The following is a 16,067-nucleotide window of genomic DNA, read 5'->3' as shown; positions in this document are numbered from 1 at the left end:
GGGGCCGGTTTTGTATCTGGCTTTTAATTTACGAGAATAGGGAAGGAGTGACAGCATGAGTCAGGATTGGGATGCCGGTCGGTTGGACAGCGACCTCGAAGGCGTAGCGTTCGATACCCTGGCGGTACGTGCCGGTCAGCACCGCACGCCGGAAGGCGAACACGGTGATCCGATGTTCTTCACTTCCAGCTATGTGTTCCGCACCGCCGCCGACGCGGCCGCGCGTTTTGCAGGGGAAGTGCCGGGCAACGTCTACTCGCGCTACACCAACCCGACCGTGCGCGCCTTCGAAGAGCGCATTGCTGCCCTGGAAAGTGCCGAGCAAGCCGTGGCCACCGCCACCGGCATGGCGGCGATCATGGCCGTGGTGATGAGCCTGTGCAGCGCCGGTGATCATGTGCTGGTGTCGCGCAGCGTGTTCGGTTCGACCATCAGCCTGTTCGAGAAGTACTTCAAGCGTTTTGGCGTCGAAGTCGATTACGTGCCCCTGGCGGATTTGTCCGGCTGGGATGCGGCGATCAAGGCCAACACCAAATTGCTGTTCGTCGAATCGCCGTCCAATCCGCTGGCCGAGCTGGTGGACATCGCGGCTCTGGCAAAAATCGCTCACGCCAAAGGCGCGATGCTGGTGGTCGACAACTGCTTCTGCACTCCGGCGTTGCAGCAACCACTGAAAATGGGCGCGGACATCGTCGTGCATTCGGCCACCAAGTTCATCGACGGGCAAGGACGTTGCATGGGCGGTGTCGTGGCGGGTCGCAGCGAGCAGATGAAAGAAGTGGTGGGTTTCCTGCGTACCGCTGGGCCGACCTTGAGCCCGTTCAACGCCTGGATCTTCCTCAAGGGGCTGGAAACCCTGAATCTGCGCATGAGGGCGCATTGCGCCAACGCCCAGCAGTTGGCTGAGTGGCTGGAGCAGCAGGACGGTATCGAGAAAGTCCACTACGCGGGCCTCAAGAGCCATCCGCAGCATGAATTGGCCCAGCGTCAGCAGAAGGGCTTCGGCGCCGTGGTGAGTTTCGAGGTCAAGGGCGGCAAAGAGGGCGCCTGGCGCTTTATCGATGCAACCCGACTGATTTCGATCACCGCCAACCTGGGCGACAGCAAAACCACCATTACACACCCGAGCACCACCTCCCATGGCCGTCTTGCGCCGCAAGAGCGTGAAGCCGCGGGGATTCGTGACAGCCTGATCCGCATCGCGGTCGGTCTGGAAGACGTGGCAGACCTGCAAGCCGACCTGGCGCGCGGGTTGGCTGCCTTGTGATCGAGTTGTCCACGCCAACCGCCTCCAATGGCCGTGTAGCGCTGGTGACCGGCGCTGCGCGGGGCATTGGTCTGGGCATTACCGCCTGGCTGATCAGTGAAGGCTGGCAAGTGGTGCTGACGGATCTGGACCGGGTGCGAGGGTCGAAGGTGGCGAAGGTGCTCGGCGACAACGCCTGGTTCATCGCCATGGACGTCTCCAATGAGGCGCAGGTCGCCTTGGGTGTTGCCGAGGTGCTGGGGCAATTCGGGCGTCTGGATGCGCTGGTGTGCAATGCGGCGGTTGCCGATCCGCACAACACCACCCTGGAAAGTCTCGATCTGGCTTACTGGAATCGGGTGCTGGCGGTCAATCTCAGTGGGCCGATGCTGTTGGCCAAGCACTGCGCGCCATACCTTCGCGCCCACAGCGGGGCGATCGTCAATCTTGCCTCGACCCGCGCCGGGCAATCGGAACCCGATACCGAGGCGTATGCGGCAAGCAAGGGCGGCCTGTTGGCCCTGACCCATGCCTTGGCCATCAGCTTGGGGCCGGAAATTCGAGTCAATGCGGTCAGCCCGGGCTGGATCGATGCGCGCGACCCTTCAGTGCGCCGTGCCGAGCCGCTGACCGATGCCGATCATGCGCAGCATCCGGCGGGCAGGGTAGGGACGGTCGAGGACGTGGCGGCGATGGTGGTCTGGCTGCTGTCGAAGAATGCCGGTTTCGTCACAGGGCAGGAGTTTGTGGTGGACGGTGGCATGACCAAGAAGATGATCTACAGCGAGTAATCGGACAAGTAGCATTGATGTTGAATGTTCCGCCGCCTTCGCGAGCAGGCTCGCTCCCACATGTGTACCGCGTTCCCCTGTGGGGGCGAGCCAGCTCGCGAAGCGATCTGATGGTGGCCAGGCTCATGCGGAATGACACATTTTTGTCTTTTTCAGAAAAACTTCAATCCTGCTATTGACTTAGGTTCGTTACCTGCGTAAATTTCGCGGCCTCGGAGATGCAAACGGGTGATTAGCTCAGCTGGGAGAGCGTCTGCCTTACAAGCAGAATGTCGGCGGTTCGATCCCGTCATCACCCACCACTCCCGAGATACTTGCGAAAGCAAGAGGTAGGTTGAAATGCCTCCACCGACGCGCAGCGGTAGTTCAGTCGGTTAGAATACCGGCCTGTCACGCCGGGGGTCGCGGGTTCGAGTCCCGTCCGCTGCGCCATATTTTCCGAGTCAGGTTCGCCTGGTTCGAGATTGAAAAGCTACTGAGTTTTCAATCAAACGAGTTACTTGGGCGAAAGTCCAAAGCGATACGCAGCGGTAGTTCAGTCGGTTAGAATACCGGCCTGTCACGCCGGGGGTCGCGGGTTCGAGTCCCGTCCGCTGCGCCATATCTGCCTCAAGGCCCGCTGAACGCCTTGGAGCTACGAAGAGAGCCATCAGTGCTACTTCGAGTCGATAGCAAAGACCCTGGTCGAAAGACCGGGGTTTTTTGTTTCTGAAATTTGATTTTTCCCTCCTGTATTTTTCCTGTCAGTCCTTTCTGCATGTCTATCCTCAGATAGAGCCGTATTTGCGCGTAAGCGCGACGGGGCGAATCTTGTTTCGTTGTCTGCCGAAATCCACAGTGCGCCAAATAGTCGCGGTTTTTTGATCTTTTGGTCAGTTTTTAGTTTTCCGCAAGGTCGTAAATCTATAAACTTAACCCTTCAGTCAGCTTTGCACTGTCATTTCAGCCCTTGAACCGTCAAGAAGGGCTTCTGCAAGACTCGAGAATTCCAGTACATAACCAGAAGGGCGGACCCCATAACCGCCCAGAGGATGATCCATGTCCAACCGTGAAATATCCCGGCGTTCGTTCCTTCAGGGCGGGCTGGTGGCGGGTGTGAGCGTCACGCTTACACCGCTGAGCAGCCAGGCGCTGGCCGCCTTGATGGAAAACAGCGTGACCGTGCCGTCCGAGCAATGGCTTGGCAACAACGGCAAGGCGCGCGCCCGTAACGATGCCTTGTCCAAGGTCTGCGGCAGCAAGGTCTTTGCCCGCGACATCCGCGCCAAGGACATGCCGGGCTGGCCGCAGCAGCAAGGTCACGCCATGCTGCTGAAAACCATCAAGGCTGACCGTATCTACGACGGCTACGACCTGTCGTGGTTGGGCGCCGAGTTGCAGCCGGACCGCATCGTCACCGCCGAGGACCTGGTCAAGGACGGTATCGTCTTTCCGGAAGAACACGCCCCCGACCCACTGTTGCCGGCCGGCAAGGTGCCGATGTTCATCGGCCACCCGGTGGCGATCCTGATCTGGAACGACTTCGAGCGTTTCCGCAAGGCCAAGGCCCAACTCAAGTTCAACGACAAAGCGATCCGCTACGGTGCTCAGGTGCCGTTCTACGAAGGCGATCCCTACGGTAGCTTCCGCTACGTGCGTGTCGGCGGCGCGACCTCGGCAGACGAAGACGAGTTCGCCAGCCTCAAGGATTCGATCCTGTTCCCGATGCTGCGCAACCGCCGTCCGGTGTGGAATTCCCAGCCGAACCTGCACGGCAACCTGACCGAGCGCGGCCTGTTCTACGCTGAGCGCATGAAGCAGCAGATCGACACGCCGCCAGACAACTGGCTGGTGTTCGACGAGCGCTACAAGACTCCATCGATCGAACCAGCAGCAATGGAGCCGGACAACGGCAACGGCTGGTACGACCCGGCGACCAAGACCCTGCATTTTGTGGTGGCGACCCAGTGCCCGCTGGAAGCCGCGACAGAGACCGCGAAGATGATCGCGCCGTCGCGATTTGGCCTGGCCAACCTCAACATGCATCCCGGTTACACCGTCGGTTACGGCTCCAAAGACCACAACATTTTCGTTTACTACGCAGCGCTGGCGGCCTTGTACGGTGCCGGTGTGCCGGTGCGTCTGGCCAACGACCGCTACGAGCAGTTCCAGAGCGGCATCAAGCGTCATCCGTTCGACATCCGCTATCAGCTGGCGGTGGATAAGACCGATCACAGCTTCAAGATTTTCCGCGCCGAGATGAGCGTCGACGGTGGCGGCCGGATCAACTACAGCCCGTCTGTGGCTGCGGTTGGCGCCACGGCGGCGCAGTCGATCTACTACATGCCGCAGAACGACCTGCAGGTCACCGCCTACCATTCCCGTGCCGTGGAAGCCGGATCGATGCGTGGCTACGGCACCCTGCAGAGCATGGCGTCCACCGAGATGATGGTCGATGAAATCGCCGGTCGCCTCGGCATCGATGCCATTGAGCTGCGCCGCAAAAACGCCCTGCGTTCGGGCATGAAAAACACCCAGGGCGCGGTCCCTGCGGGTGCTTTGCGTTTGCATGAAATTCTCGACAAAGCCGCTGCACACGAGGTCTGGAAAAAACGCGACCTGATCAAGATGCAGCGTGAAGCGGCTGACCCTGATCACTGGTATGGCGTCGGTTTTGCCATCTGCCAGAAAGACTTCGGCACCGGTTCCGAAGCGCCGATGGCCAGTATCGAATTCACCGCGGAGGGGCGTATCAACCTGCGTCACATCGGCATCGAGATCGGCACCGGCATGTCCACTTCGCAAGCGATGGTCGTGGCCGATTTCCTCGGTCTGCCTGCGCATGAAGTGAAGACCGGTGAAACCGACTGGAAGGAAATGCAGCTGATCACCGGCGGCAACCCTTACATCATGAGCCAGGCCGAACAGGACAACTTCCTGCGCAACCCACGCTGGGTCGGCAAGATTGCATCGGCCTCGTCGGCAACCAACTCCGCCTACTACTTCAGTCACGCCACCCGTGAAGCGGCGCGTGTGCTGTTCAACCACGGGCTGTGGCCGGCAGCGCTGGAGATCTGGCGACAAGGCCCTTACGGCGGTCAGGCCAACCCTTATGTGGTGCGACGCGAAGACGCTCATTGGGTCGACGGCAAACTCACCGCCAACGGCATGGAACCGCTGCCTTTCGCGATGCTGGCCAAGCGTGCCCACGAGCGCGGTCTGGTGACCGGTGCCACCGTGCACGGTTTCAACCGTTGGAGCTGGGCCGAGGCCGAGTTCAGCATCGACGGCGTGCGTGAGCGTTTGCCGCTCGATGGACTGGCAGTCAAGTACGGCGACGGTGCACCGAAGGCGAAACTGGCACAGATGAGCAGCGGCGGTTTCCATTTGCTGGATCGCCAGAACATCGCCTACCCGGCAACCCAGCTGAACAACGCGGCGGTGACTTATTACAGTCCGGTCGCGACGCTGGTGGAAGTGAAGGTCAACAAAGGTTCGGCAGAAGTGTCGGTGCTCAATCATCACTCGTGGGTCGAGTGCGGTCGGGTGCTGGTGGAAGAACTGGTCAAGGGCCAGATCGAAGGCGGGATCGCCATGGGCATCGGCCACGCGCTGATGGAGGAAATGCCGCTGTACGAAGGTGGGCCGGGGGAGGGTGACTGGAACTTCAACCGTTACCGCTTGCCGATGGCGCGGCACGTGGCGGTATGGAAACAGACCGCGGAAATCCTGCCGCCGCTGTCGCCGAGCGATCCATCCAAGGGCATCGCCGAGGTGGTGATGATTCCGGTGGTGGGTGCCATCGGCAACGCCGTGGCCCACGCTATCGGCAAACGTGTCCGCGACCTGCCTATCACTTCTGCACGCATCAAGGAGGCCCTCAATGGCTAACCGTCCGCTTCAACTGACCCTCAACGGTCAATCCGTCGGCCCGGTGGACATCCCTGATGACCTGCCGATGATCGATTACCTGCACGAATACAAGAACCTCACCGGCTCGCGCCTGGGTTGCGGCCAGGGTATCTGCCACGCCTGTGTGGTGATCGTCGATAACCCGGATGGCACCAGCGAAGAAGTGCGCACCTGCATCACCGGCGCGCACTATTTTGAAGGCAAGAAGGTGCGGACCATCGAAGGCCACGCGACCCGCGACGAGCAGGGCAAGGTCACCGAACTGAACCCGATCCAGCAGCGCTTCGTCGACGAATTCGCCTTCCAGTGCAGCTACTGCGCGCCAGGATTCGTCAACGCCGCGACGGTGCTGGTGGAAAAGCTGCAGCGTCAGCCGATCGTCAAAAGCCAGCTGGAAAAAGTCATCGAGGACAGCCTCGGTCATCACATCTGCCGCTGCACCGGGTACGTGCGCTACTACAGCGCCACGCGCAACGTGCTGACGGATCTCGGCCTGGTCAAGGAGGGTTGAGCATGAAGCATCTACTGACCCGCCTTGCATTGGCGGTCGGCCTGGCTGCGCCTGTGTTGCTGGCGCAGGCGGATGATCAGGTCAAACGCGGCGAATACCTCGCCCGTGCCGCCGATTGCATGGCCTGCCACACCGCACCGGGCGGCGCGCCGTTTGCGGGCGGTCTGCCGATTGTCTCGCCGTTCGGCACGATCTACGGCACCAACATCACCCCGAGCAAAGAGCATGGCATCGGTTTGTATAACGATGACGAGTTCTTCGCCGCGCTGACCGAAGGTAAGCGCCGTGATGGTGCCAACCTGTATCCGGCGATGCCGTACACCTCGTATCACCTGATGCCCCGTGAAGACTCCGACGCGATTCACGCCTACCTGAAAACCATCGAGCCGATCGAACGTGCCGCGCCGGTGACCAGCCTGAGCTTTCCGTTCAATGTGCGCATGGGCCTGATGGGCTGGAACATGCTCTACGGTAAAGACGTGAAGCTGGCGCCGACCGAAGGCAAAAGCGAAGCCTGGAAGCGTGGCCAATACATGGTCGACGTGCTTGGCCACTGCGGCGAATGCCACACGCCACGGGGGCTGCCGGGGGCGATGCAGCAAGACAAGCGCATGACGGGCGGCCTGCTCAACGGTTATCTGGCGCCGAGCTTGCTGGCCACTGACCTGGCGGCTCGCGGCTGGAATCATCAGGACCTGAGCTCGTTCCTCAAGCACGGCATGAGCGCCCAAGGCACGATGTTCAACGAGATGTTCCCGGTATTCCACAACAGCACCCAGGGCCTGAATGATCCTGATCTGGCGGCTATGGCGACCTTCCTGCTCGGTGATCAGCCACCGGCGGCGAAAGTGCTGACGGACGTACCGTTGGATAAGCTCAGCGCAAGCGCCCAGCGCGGCCGTCAGGAATATTTGAATGTCTGTGCCGGTTGCCATGCGGTCGGTGGCGAAGGCAAACCGCACATTGCCGTGGCCATGCGCGGCAACACCACGCTGCGCCTGGAGGATCCGCGCAACCTGGTGCGGGTGATCGACGATGGTATCGGCGAGCAGAAATTTGCCGGGTTCGAACACATGCAGCCGATGCCGGGCTTCGCCGCAAAACTCAGCCACGAGCAGCTGACTGATTTGTTGAACTACCTGCGTCAAGGGTGGGGCGGTCAGGCGGGTGATCTGGCGGTGAACGAGGTGCAGACGCTGCGTGCGGATGCGCCGCCGCTCGAGCACAAGGCGCACTGACATGCAGCATCTGGATCTGCAAGTGGTGCGCCGGGCGTTGGAGTGGTCGGCGGGCGGACAGCGCGTCTGGCTGTGTACGGTCCTCGCCACCTACGGCTCGGCACCCCGTGCGCCGGGTTCGTTGCTGGCGGTGAGTGCCGACGGACAGTGGATCGGTTCGCTGTCCGGCGGCTGTGTCGAGGAAGACTTTCTCGAACGCGTCGCCGAAGGTGCATTCGAGCAAGCGGTCAGCGTCGTGCGCTACGGCGAAGGCGATGACCCGCGCTCGCGGGTCAGCCTTCCCTGCGGCGGCGTACTGGATGTGTTGGTCGAGAAGCTTGAGCCTGATTGCGACGTGCAGTCGCATTTGCGCGAGCTGGAGTCGGCACTGTTGGGGCGGCGTCGGTTGATCCGCGAAGTCGACCTGGTTAGCGGCGCACGCAGTCTGTTCGACGATCGCGAACAGGGCGTGCGCGTCGAGCGCGAGATCGACCGGGTTCGACTGCGCATCGGCGCGGCTCAGCGTTTGCTGTTGGCCGGGTACTCCAGCGTGGCGCAGGCTTGTGCGGAATTTGCCGTGGGCCTGGGCTTCGAGGTGATTCTGTGTGATCCGCGTGACGAGGTGCTGCAAGGCGTAGTGCTGGACAACGTGGAGATCCGCCGTCAACTGCCGTCGGTGTTCATCGCCGACGGTGGCTGCCACAGCGATACGGCAGTGGTCGCCCTGACCCACGACCCGCGCATCGATGACCTGGCAATGATGGAAGCGGTGCGCACCGAGGCGTTTTACATCGGTGTGATGGGCTCCATGCAGACTTCGCAAAAGCGTTTCGAGCGCTTGCGGCGAATTGGTGGACTGGGGGATGTCGAACTGGCGCGGATCCATGCGCCAATCGGTTTGAACCTGGGCAGTAAGACACCGGCGGAAATTGCCTTGGCGGTACTGGCCGATATCCTGCGAATTCGCACCGGCATCGCGCGGGATCGGCTCTAACTCCAATCTTTGTAGGAGCTGGCTTGCCAGCGAAGGCGACCTCGAGCCTTGCACCGCCAATGCGGACGCCTTTGCCGGCGGCCCGCTCCCACAAAGGTTTGTGTGTTGCTCAATAGCCGAACTTGTCCCGCAATCCGTAATACCAGGCGCCCAATGCCGCAAACGGTGTGCGCAGCAATTGGCCGCCGGGGAAGGGGTAGTGCGGCAGGTCTGCAAACGCGTCGAAACGCTCGGCCTGGCCACGTAGCGCTTCAGCCAGAACCTTGCCTGCCAGGTGCGTGTAGGTCACGCCGTGGCCGCTGCAACCCTGGGAATAATAGATATTGTCGCCCAGGCGTCCGACCTGCGGCAGGCGCGACAGGGTCAGCAGGAAATTGCCGGTCCAGGCGTAGTCGATCTTCACATCTTTAAGTTGCGGGAAGGCCTTGAGCATCTTCGGCCGAATGATTGCCTCGATGTTCGCCGGATCTCGCGCGCCATACACCACGCCGCCGCCGAAAATCAGGCGCTTGTCACCACTCAGGCGGTAGTAGTCGAGCAGGTAGTTGCAGTCCTCGACGCAGTAGTCCTGTGGCAACAGGCTTTTCGCCAATGCATCGCCCAAGGGCTCCGTGGTGATCACCTGAGTACCGCAGGGCATCGATTTGGCGGCCAGTTCCGGCACCAGATTGCCCAGATAGGCGTTGCCCGCCACGATGATAAATTTTGCCCGGACCTTACCTTGTGGCGTATGCACCACAGGATTCGCGCCACGCTCGATGCGCACTGCCGGTGATTGCTCGTAAAGGGTGCCACCCAGCGACTCCACGGCAGCCGCCTCGCCCAGCGCCAGATTGAGCGGGTGGATATGCCCGCCACTCATGTCTAGCATGCCGCCGACGTATTGATCGCAGGCCACCACTTCACGGATGCGTCGCTGGTCCATCAGTTCGAGTTGCGTGTGACCGAAGCGCTCCCACAGACGCTTCTGGGACTCCAGGTGGCCCATCTGTTTAGGGGTGATGGCGGCGAACACGCCACCGTCCTTCAAGTCGCACTGGATGTTGTACCTGGCGACCCGCTCACGAATGATCCGCCCGCCCTCGAACGCCATTTGCCCCAGCAACTGAGCCTGTTTGGGGCCGACACTGCGCTCGATCACATCAATATCGCGGCTGTAGCTGTTCACGATCTGGCCGCCGTTACGTCCCGACGCGCCGAAACCCACCTTGGCCGCTTCCAGCACCGTCACCCGGAAACCACTCTCCAGCAGGAACAGCGCCGCTGACAGTCCGGTGTAACCGGCGCCGATCACACAGACATCAGTCTCAACATCATCCTGCAGAGCCGGGCGCGGCGGCACCGCATTGGCCGATGCGGCGTAGTAGGACTCTGGGTAGGGGGTGTTCGCCATCCTGCTGCCTCTGTTTAATATATTTTACGAGTGTGTCGATCCTACCCGAGTTAAAAAACCACCGCCAGCCACCGGAAAATCTTCTTTGCAGCCGAAAAATTAAATATTTTGCATATTCATAGGGTTAGCTCGAAAAAAGGTGTTGACACCCCTCCGGAATTCCGTAGAATGCCGCCTCACAGCAGGCACGTAGCTCAGTTGGTTAGAGCACCACCTTGACATGGTGGGGGTCGTTGGTTCGAGTCCAATCGCGCCTACCAAACAAAATCCGCTCTGCTGGGCGGTCTAGAAGGGCTCACCGAAAGGTGGGCCCTTTTTTGTTGTCTGGTGTTTGGCAAAGCATTTGCCAAGCCCGGCTCATCCCCTTGAAGCGAATGCGACAACCTACTCAATATTTTTCAACTCCACCGTGTTGTGCGCCAATTCGCGGGTTCGCTGCCTCCCTCATAACCAAGGCGTCCCGGGCGCTGACTAAACCTGAAAATCATTATTGTTTTGGCGAAGCCTGGTCGAATGAAAACCAATTCGTTTTGATATTGAACTGATCGCACCGAATGGCATCCAACCTGAACACGTGACCAAGTGCTTCGCTGGCTTTTGTGCGGGAGACCAATATGGGGAGGCGAGGGATGATCAAGTTCTATGCGACTTATTTGTCCATTTGCCTTCTGCTTCAATGGATGGTGGTCAAGTCATCGTCGTGGATCGCGTCTCATGTTCTTCTGAAGTGGATTTTGTAACCCGATACACCAGTCACTGTCCTGGCAGGTCAAGCCGCCACAGTCACACCGCCATTCAGGCGTAGAATGGGCAGTACTACCTCATCTAAAGGAGTCGAACATGATCTCCGACCAAATGAACACGCAGTCATCCGAATCTAAAACCGTCTGGGATCAATACTTCTGCGCGGCGTTGATTGCCGAAAGCAATCTGACAGCACCGGTTGTCGGCGGCGCTACTCACGAAGACAGGCAGAACCTGTTGATCGAGAGGGCCAAAGCCCTCGCTGACAAAATGATGGAAAACAGAAAATAACCAGAGCCCAGCCATCGCGCTGGGCTCTTCACATCTGATACGCCTCACCGATGCTGTGTCGAGTCAGGCAATCAGCTCGACTTTACCGGTCGCCAGTCGATAGATGCCCCCGACTATTTTCAGTTTGCCGTTACTGAGCGCGTCGGTCAGCAGAGGCGTGGCCTTCTTGAGGCGGTCGACCGTGTCTTTGACATTCTGCACGGTTGCGTTTTCCACCAGGTCTCCGGGCTGGTTGATGACTGTCTCGATAGAGGGTTTGAGTGCGTCAGTCAGTTTCGGGATTTGCCCAGGGAACACGGTGTGCTCTTTTACGGCTTTTATACCGGCCTCGATGGCGCCGCAACTCTCATGCCCCAATACCAGGATGAGTGGCGCACCCAGCACGGCAACGCCGTATTCAAGACTGGCCAGACCTTCATCTGTGACGAAGTTACCGGCGACGCGTATGGCGAATAGATCACCTCGTGCGGTATCGAAAGCATACTCGGGTGCGATACGGGAGTCGGAGCAACTCAGTACTGCCACGAACGGATTCTGGCCGGAGACCAACGCTTCACGTTCGCTCTTGAAGTCGTGTTTCTTGGAGTTGCCACTGATATATCGCTCATTTCCCTTCATCAGCCGTTTCAGGGCTTCATCCGGGTTGATCACGTTTTTAGGTTTTGGCGCCGCTGAGGTTTTTTCTGCTGCCTGAAGGACCCGGTCGGGCAGGATACCGGCAAGTAGCAGGGCTCCGGCTCCTAGCCCGGCAACCCGAAGAAAATGGCGACGATCATTCATTTTTGAAGCAGAGTTTGAATCGCATGATTCACACATGATGTCGTGTACTCAGTTCAATTCGGTGGGAATGACAGCTGTTGGGGGTAGTGTCTGCAGGGCCCTGAGGCACTGGAGTGTTGAAGTCTAGCCGGTCTGCAACGTTATGTTTTCCGCAGCCTCCGGGAGCACGTCGACGGAGCGCAAACCCGTGAGCAGCAAAGTGCGAGGCGGGTGCAAACCCATGAGACATGGGCTACTACTGACAGGTTGATTCAACGACGTCCTGACAGGAGTTTCTCGATGCTGACTCACTGGTTTCTTGCGGCAGTGCATCTTTTGGCGTTTGCGCTTGGGTTCTGGGCAGTTCTGGTTCGCGGTACGAATTTTCGGCGTCTGGCAGTCGGCACGGGGGAGGCTCGCAGCGTGTTGATCGCGGATAACCTGTGGGGGATTTCTGCGCTCATTCTGCTGGTTACCGGTGGGATGCGAGCCTTTGGCGGGTACGAGAAAGGTACGGATTACTACCTGCATCAGCCGTTGTTCCACCTCAAGATGACGCTCTTCGTTCTTATCCTGCTGCTTGAAGTGACGCCGATGGTGACCTTGATCAAGTGGCGGGTGGCGCTGGCGCGTGGCGCGGCAATCGATACCGGGCGCGCGACGCTGTTTGCGCGCATCAGTCATGTCGAGGCGTTGCTGCTGTTGCTGATGGTGATCGCGGCCACTGGCATGGCACGCGGCGTGACGTTTGGCTAGTCGGGGATAGTCGGGTGCATCGGCGCTTGAATCTTTAGCCAGCCGTCATTCCGGGGTGAACGGGCTGGCTACTGACTGCATCAGAATTCAGGGAGTTTGTGGCTTGTCCGGGGCGGTCAGGCCAGCCTGAATGCGCTGATAGATCTCTTCGCGGTGCACCGCAACGTCTTTCGGGGCGTTGATGCCGATCCGGACTTGCTGACCGCTTACGCCCAGAATGGTGATCGTAATGTCATCGCCAATGTTTATGCTTTCACCGACTTTGCGGGTGAGTATCAGCATGGTCTTCTCCTTGATTGCTTTATGGGGCACCTGATTCGGACAGTGCAGAGGTCGGTGGTATGTATAGATTAGTGCGAAGTCTCACGGTTTGGGTGCCTCTTTCTGACGTGCAGATGCAGCATTAATTCCCAAGGCGTAACTATACAGAGGCCGCAACCATCATTCTCGTTGTTTTGAGCCCATTTTGCGGCACTCGGGACGTATACATGAGTGTTAAAATCTTCGCTTTAAGCATTCAGAGGGCAACGCTGTGCGCAAAATGGTCTTGGTAATGGCGGTACTGGCGCTGGCGGGATGTGGTGAAGGCAAGCGCGCTGACGCACCAAAGCCGCAGCCGGCAACGATCGCCGTACCTGCGCAGGCATCGGCGCCGCAATGGGACCTGGAAGTGCGGGGTGAATCATCCCAGGCAGTCAGCGACATCAGTGGCTGGTTGATCGAGCACAATTTCATGACCAATGTCGTCCGGGAGAATGGCAAGGTCCGAGTGCTGATGGGGCCGTTCAATTCAAAAGCCGAGGCCGAGGCCAGGCAGGCAGAGGTGCAGGCAGCCATCACCCGCGCGAAACAGCAGAACATAGAACTGCTGGTGCTGGAGCGACCGGTCGCTCAGTAACAACGCAATGGCTGTTTCGCGATTAAGCCAGGGCAGTGAAAGTGGACTTGTTAATCGTCGAGCCCACTGGAAACACAAAGGCNNGCCTTTGTGTTTCCAGTGGGCGTTTAACCGCAGGCTTTCATGTCCACAGGGCCGACAAACTCGTTGCCGCGTCCCATGACGCACGCCACGCTCTGGTTGCGTTGACGTTCCCAGGCCTGAACCGGATAGGTTTTGTCCCAGGCTTCATACAGTTGGCGATCCTGTTTCGACAGGCGCAATCCGTACTGCTTGCTCATGTAGAAATAAGTCCGGGCAATCATGCCGCGAATGGACGGGCGAGGCATGACCTTCTTCGCCTTGAAGTCGACCTGAGTCAGGCACGAACCATATTGACCCGATTGCTCCGGCAGCCAGCCGAAACTGAAGTTACTGCGATCGCCATTCACTTCACCGATGCTGGGCACCAGGTTATGCAGATCGGCCTCGGCCTTCTGATAGACAGAATCGTACCGCGTGCAATTCTTGCGTCCGCCTTCTTGCCAGCATTGGCGCTGATGACCAATCTGCCAGGCCGGAACAATGTGCTCCCACTCGATGCGCGCAGCTCGCTTGGCATTTTTGCGCGGCACATATCCGCAGGCCGCGAGGTTCACTCGGTTGCCGGTGTATTTGCAACCGCAATAAAACTCGGTGGATTGTGGTGCGTACAGCTTCCAGGCCACCTTCTTGGCTTCGTCGAAAGTGCGTGGCGCATCGGCCTGGGCGCCCATGGCGAACAACAGAAACAGCAAAGCAAAACAGCGGACACTCATTGACTCAATCTTCCTTCGGCACAACCCAGAAAATCTGCACACCACCATCGTCGCGATAGGCGAGGGTGACGTTGTCGTTCTCGTCGATCTCTTCGAGCAAGCGCTCCCACTCATCCACGGGCTCGTCCGGAAGACGGAAAATCAGTGCTGCCTTGGCTTTTTGAGCGGTGGGGGAGTTGATGATTTTCTGAACGCGCAAGCCCATGCGGACATAGGCGTCAGGTGAAGCGGAGGTGGTGTCCACGGAATTATCCTTATTAAGCTGTACGTGCATACAGTATTTAACTGTAGGCATTTTCGCAACTGCTTAAAACTCAAGAAAATCCTCTGACAGCCGTTTTTTCGTTTTGGCGTAGGGCGAAAGGAGATTTTTTTCGGCGGGAGGCGAGAGCCACTCGCCAAGGCTGGCGAGTGGTGAAATCAGTGCCTGACCGGAATCGTTCGGGCGAGGGCGAATCAGTACTCCCAGAACATCCTTTGCAACTCTTTACTGTCGTTGGTCTTGGTCAGGGCAACCATGGCCAGGATGCGCGCTTTTTGCGGGTTCAGGTCGTGCGCCACGACCCAGTCGTACTTGTCGTCAGGCTGCTCGGCGTTGCGCAGTACGAAGCCACCGGCGTTGACGTGGGAAGAACGAATGATTTGCACGCCGTCCTTGCGCAGGGCTTGCAGGCTTGGAACAACCCGCGAGGACACAGAGCCATTGCCGGTACCGGCGTGGATGATGGCTTTGGCCCCCGACTGAGCCAGTGCCTTATAGGCGGTGTCGCTGACGTTGCCATAGGAGTAGGCGATTTCAACGTCAGGCAGGCTCTTGATGGTCTTAATGTCGAATTCGGAATCCATGGTGTGGCGCTTGGCTGGCAAGCGGAACCAGTAGGATTTGCCTTCAACCACCATTCCGAGCGGACCCCAGGCGCTTTTGAACGCCTCGGTCTTGATGTTGATCATTTTGCTGACGTCGCGACCTGACTGGATTTCATCGTTCATGGTCACCAGCACGCCTTTACCACGTGCGTCTTTGCTGCTGGCCAGGGCCACGGCGTTGTACAGGTTGAGCATGCCGTCGGCAGACATGGCGGTGCCGGGGCGCATGGAACCAACGACGATGATCGGCTTGTCGGTTTTTTCCACCAGGTTCAAGAAGTAGGCGGTTTCTTCCAGAGTGTCGGTGCCGTGGGTAATCACGATGCCGTCGACGTCTGCGCTGTCGGCCAGTTCGGCCACGCGGTGACCTAGTTGCAGCAGGTTGTCGTTGGTGATGCTCTCGGATGCGATCTGCATGACCTGTTCGCCGCGAACGTTAGCCAACTGGCTCAGTTCCGGAACGCCAGCGATCAATTTGTCGACGCCGACTTTTGCCGCTTGATAGGTAGCGCTGTTGGCCGTGCTGGCACCGGCGCCGGCAATGGTGCCGCCGGTGGCCAGGATCACCACGTTCGCCAGTTTCTGTTGGGTTTCGACTTCTTTTGCCTGAAGGGCTGTCGGCAGGAGTAGCAGGAGGGCCAAGGCGCCCGGAACAAAAGTCTTGATAGCAGATGTCATTATTTTTCTCTCTAGTCGTGACGGTGCTGATGCAGTTTCATCTAGATGTGCCCCGGCGAATCTGAACGCTTGGGGTGCTGGAGAAGAGCAGGATCTGTACCAGTCATGTTTTGCGTTGAGAAAAACGTTTAACTTGTTGATTTGTGTAAATATTTAAACGCGTCATGCGAAGTGAGGACGCTTGGAATGTCCGGTTATCCGACCGTCTGGCGTTTTTGTGTTCGGCTCACCGAA

15 protein-coding genes and 4 tRNA genes are annotated in these 16,067 nt (G+C 59.0%); 13 read left to right on the top strand and 6 right to left on the bottom strand.

Features of this window, described 5'->3' with window-relative positions:
• The first annotated feature begins 55 nt into the window (after positions 1-55).
• The 9 genes from GPL81_RS01975 (at position 56) to GPL81_RS01935 (ending at position 8,650) form a co-directional block, all read left to right on the top strand.
• Positions 56-1,267 carry an O-succinylhomoserine sulfhydrylase gene (locus tag GPL81_RS01975; RefSeq protein WP_096512549.1) on the top strand — a complete coding sequence of 404 codons (1,212 nt, stop codon included), beginning with the start codon at positions 56-58 and terminating at the stop codon, positions 1,265-1,267.
• Positions 1,264-2,037: an SDR family oxidoreductase gene (locus GPL81_RS01970; RefSeq protein ID WP_160104990.1), complete on the top strand. Its 774-nt coding sequence runs from the start codon at positions 1,264-1,266 to the stop codon at positions 2,035-2,037. Before GPL81_RS01975 ends, GPL81_RS01970 begins: the two co-directional genes overlap by 4 nt.
• 226 nt (positions 2,038-2,263) lie before the next feature.
• Positions 2,264-2,339, top strand: a tRNA-Val gene (locus tag GPL81_RS01965).
• 53 nt (positions 2,340-2,392) lie between these two features.
• A tRNA-Asp gene (locus GPL81_RS01960) sits at positions 2,393-2,469 on the top strand.
• Positions 2,470-2,561: 92 nt separating this feature from the next.
• Positions 2,562-2,638, top strand: a tRNA-Asp gene (locus GPL81_RS01955).
• Positions 2,639-3,075: 437 nt separating this feature from the next.
• Positions 3,076-5,907 carry a xanthine dehydrogenase family protein molybdopterin-binding subunit gene (locus tag GPL81_RS01950; protein WP_160104989.1) on the top strand — a complete coding sequence of 944 codons (2,832 nt, stop codon included), beginning with the start codon at positions 3,076-3,078 and terminating at the stop codon, positions 5,905-5,907.
• On the top strand, positions 5,900-6,439 hold the full coding sequence (locus tag GPL81_RS01945) for a (2Fe-2S)-binding protein (RefSeq protein ID WP_007982256.1): 540 nt from the start codon (positions 5,900-5,902) through the stop codon (positions 6,437-6,439). Before GPL81_RS01950 ends, GPL81_RS01945 begins: the two co-directional genes overlap by 8 nt.
• A gap of 2 nt (positions 6,440-6,441) precedes the next feature.
• Positions 6,442-7,677, top strand: coding sequence for a c-type cytochrome (locus tag GPL81_RS01940; protein WP_160104988.1), 1,236 nt, complete (start codon positions 6,442-6,444; stop codon positions 7,675-7,677).
• A 1-nt stretch (position 7,678) separates the two neighbouring features.
• Positions 7,679-8,650, top strand: coding sequence for an XdhC family protein (locus tag GPL81_RS01935; protein ID WP_160104987.1), 972 nt, complete (start codon positions 7,679-7,681; stop codon positions 8,648-8,650).
• A gap of 109 nt (positions 8,651-8,759) precedes the next feature.
• On the opposite strand, the gene GPL81_RS01930 is transcribed toward GPL81_RS01935, so the two are convergent.
• Entirely contained in the window at positions 8,760-10,043 is a 1,284-nt protein-coding gene (locus tag GPL81_RS01930) for an NAD(P)/FAD-dependent oxidoreductase (RefSeq protein ID WP_121102862.1), read from the bottom strand.
• 183 nt (positions 10,044-10,226) lie between these two features.
• Between GPL81_RS01930 and GPL81_RS01925 the strand changes: the two genes are divergently transcribed.
• Together GPL81_RS01925 and GPL81_RS01920 are read left to right on the top strand one after the other, a co-directional pair.
• A tRNA-Val gene (locus tag GPL81_RS01925) sits at positions 10,227-10,303 on the top strand.
• A 580-nt stretch (positions 10,304-10,883) separates the two neighbouring features.
• Positions 10,884-11,078: a hypothetical protein gene (locus GPL81_RS01920; RefSeq protein WP_160104986.1), complete on the top strand. Its 195-nt coding sequence runs from the start codon at positions 10,884-10,886 to the stop codon at positions 11,076-11,078.
• 63 nt (positions 11,079-11,141) lie between these two features.
• Here GPL81_RS01920 and GPL81_RS01915 read toward each other — a convergent pair whose 3' ends face one another.
• Positions 11,142-11,894, bottom strand: a complete 753-nt coding sequence (locus GPL81_RS01915) for a carbonic anhydrase (protein ID WP_160104985.1) — start codon at positions 11,892-11,894, stop codon at positions 11,142-11,144.
• 243 nt (positions 11,895-12,137) lie between these two features.
• On the opposite strand from GPL81_RS01915, the gene GPL81_RS01910 reads away from it, so the two are divergent.
• Positions 12,138-12,593, top strand: a complete 456-nt coding sequence (locus tag GPL81_RS01910; protein WP_160104984.1) for a DUF2214 family protein — start codon at positions 12,138-12,140, stop codon at positions 12,591-12,593.
• Between the two features lie 87 nt (positions 12,594-12,680).
• Here GPL81_RS01910 and csrA read toward each other — a convergent pair whose 3' ends face one another.
• Positions 12,681-12,875 carry a carbon storage regulator CsrA gene (gene csrA / locus GPL81_RS01905; RefSeq protein ID WP_007938114.1) on the bottom strand — a complete coding sequence of 65 codons (195 nt, stop codon included), beginning with the start codon at positions 12,873-12,875 and terminating at the stop codon, positions 12,681-12,683.
• A gap of 250 nt (positions 12,876-13,125) precedes the next feature.
• Between csrA and GPL81_RS01900 the strand changes: the two genes are divergently transcribed.
• On the top strand, positions 13,126-13,491 hold the full coding sequence (locus tag GPL81_RS01900; protein WP_160104983.1) for an SPOR domain-containing protein: 366 nt from the start codon (positions 13,126-13,128) through the stop codon (positions 13,489-13,491).
• Between the two features lie 107 nt (positions 13,492-13,598).
• Here GPL81_RS01900 and GPL81_RS01895 read toward each other — a convergent pair whose 3' ends face one another.
• The 3 genes from GPL81_RS01895 to GPL81_RS01885 all read right to left on the bottom strand — a co-directional run bounded on the left by GPL81_RS01895 (position 13,599) and on the right by GPL81_RS01885 (position 15,833).
• Positions 13,599-14,288, bottom strand: a complete 690-nt coding sequence (locus GPL81_RS01895; RefSeq protein ID WP_096512537.1) for an endonuclease — start codon at positions 14,286-14,288, stop codon at positions 13,599-13,601.
• Between the two features lie 4 nt (positions 14,289-14,292).
• The gene (locus GPL81_RS01890) at positions 14,293-14,583 is read right to left on the bottom strand and encodes a DUF1654 domain-containing protein (RefSeq protein WP_160104982.1); all 291 of its coding nucleotides are present in this window, start codon (positions 14,581-14,583) and stop codon (positions 14,293-14,295) included.
• Positions 14,584-14,744: 161 nt separating this feature from the next.
• Positions 14,745-15,833: an asparaginase gene (locus GPL81_RS01885; protein WP_160104981.1), complete on the bottom strand. Its 1,089-nt coding sequence runs from the start codon at positions 15,831-15,833 to the stop codon at positions 14,745-14,747.
• Between the last annotated feature and the right edge of the window lie 234 nt (positions 15,834-16,067).

It is taken from the genome of Pseudomonas izuensis (assembly GCF_009861505.1).
Taxonomy (GTDB): domain Bacteria; phylum Pseudomonadota; class Gammaproteobacteria; order Pseudomonadales; family Pseudomonadaceae; genus Aquipseudomonas; species Aquipseudomonas izuensis.
The sequence above is the reverse complement of the archived record's forward strand: the minus strand, read 5'-3'. Positions and strand labels throughout refer to the sequence as shown.

What these genes read in the sequence shown, in the direction of transcription:
- GPL81_RS01975 (WP_096512549.1), top strand. Translation starts at nt 56, where the DNA reads ATGAGTCAGGATTGGGATGCCGGTCGGTTGGACAGCGACCTCGAAGGC.
- GPL81_RS01950 (WP_160104989.1), top strand. Translation starts at nt 3,076, where the DNA reads ATGTCCAACCGTGAAATATCCCGGCGTTCGTTCCTTCAGGGCGGGCTG.
- GPL81_RS01945 (WP_007982256.1), top strand. Translation starts at nt 5,900, where the DNA reads ATGGCTAACCGTCCGCTTCAACTGACCCTCAACGGTCAATCCGTCGGC.
- GPL81_RS01940 (WP_160104988.1), top strand. Translation starts at nt 6,442, where the DNA reads ATGAAGCATCTACTGACCCGCCTTGCATTGGCGGTCGGCCTGGCTGCG.
- GPL81_RS01935 (WP_160104987.1), top strand. Translation starts at nt 7,679, where the DNA reads ATGCAGCATCTGGATCTGCAAGTGGTGCGCCGGGCGTTGGAGTGGTCG.
- GPL81_RS01930 (WP_121102862.1), bottom strand. Translation starts at nt 10,043, where the DNA reads ATGGCGAACACCCCCTACCCAGAGTCCTACTACGCCGCATCGGCCAAT.
- GPL81_RS01920 (WP_160104986.1), top strand. Translation starts at nt 10,884, where the DNA reads ATGATCTCCGACCAAATGAACACGCAGTCATCCGAATCTAAAACCGTC.
- GPL81_RS01915 (WP_160104985.1), bottom strand. Translation starts at nt 11,894, where the DNA reads ATGTGTGAATCATGCGATTCAAACTCTGCTTCAAAAATGAATGATCGT.
- GPL81_RS01910 (WP_160104984.1), top strand. Translation starts at nt 12,138, where the DNA reads ATGCTGACTCACTGGTTTCTTGCGGCAGTGCATCTTTTGGCGTTTGCG.
- csrA (WP_007938114.1), bottom strand. Translation starts at nt 12,875, where the DNA reads ATGCTGATACTCACCCGCAAAGTCGGTGAAAGCATAAACATTGGCGAT.
- GPL81_RS01895 (WP_096512537.1), bottom strand. Translation starts at nt 14,288, where the DNA reads ATGAGTGTCCGCTGTTTTGCTTTGCTGTTTCTGTTGTTCGCCATGGGC.
- GPL81_RS01890 (WP_160104982.1), bottom strand. Translation starts at nt 14,583, where the DNA reads ATGCCTACAGTTAAATACTGTATGCACGTACAGCTTAATAAGGATAAT.
- GPL81_RS01885 (WP_160104981.1), bottom strand. Translation starts at nt 15,833, where the DNA reads ATGACATCTGCTATCAAGACTTTTGTTCCGGGCGCCTTGGCCCTCCTG.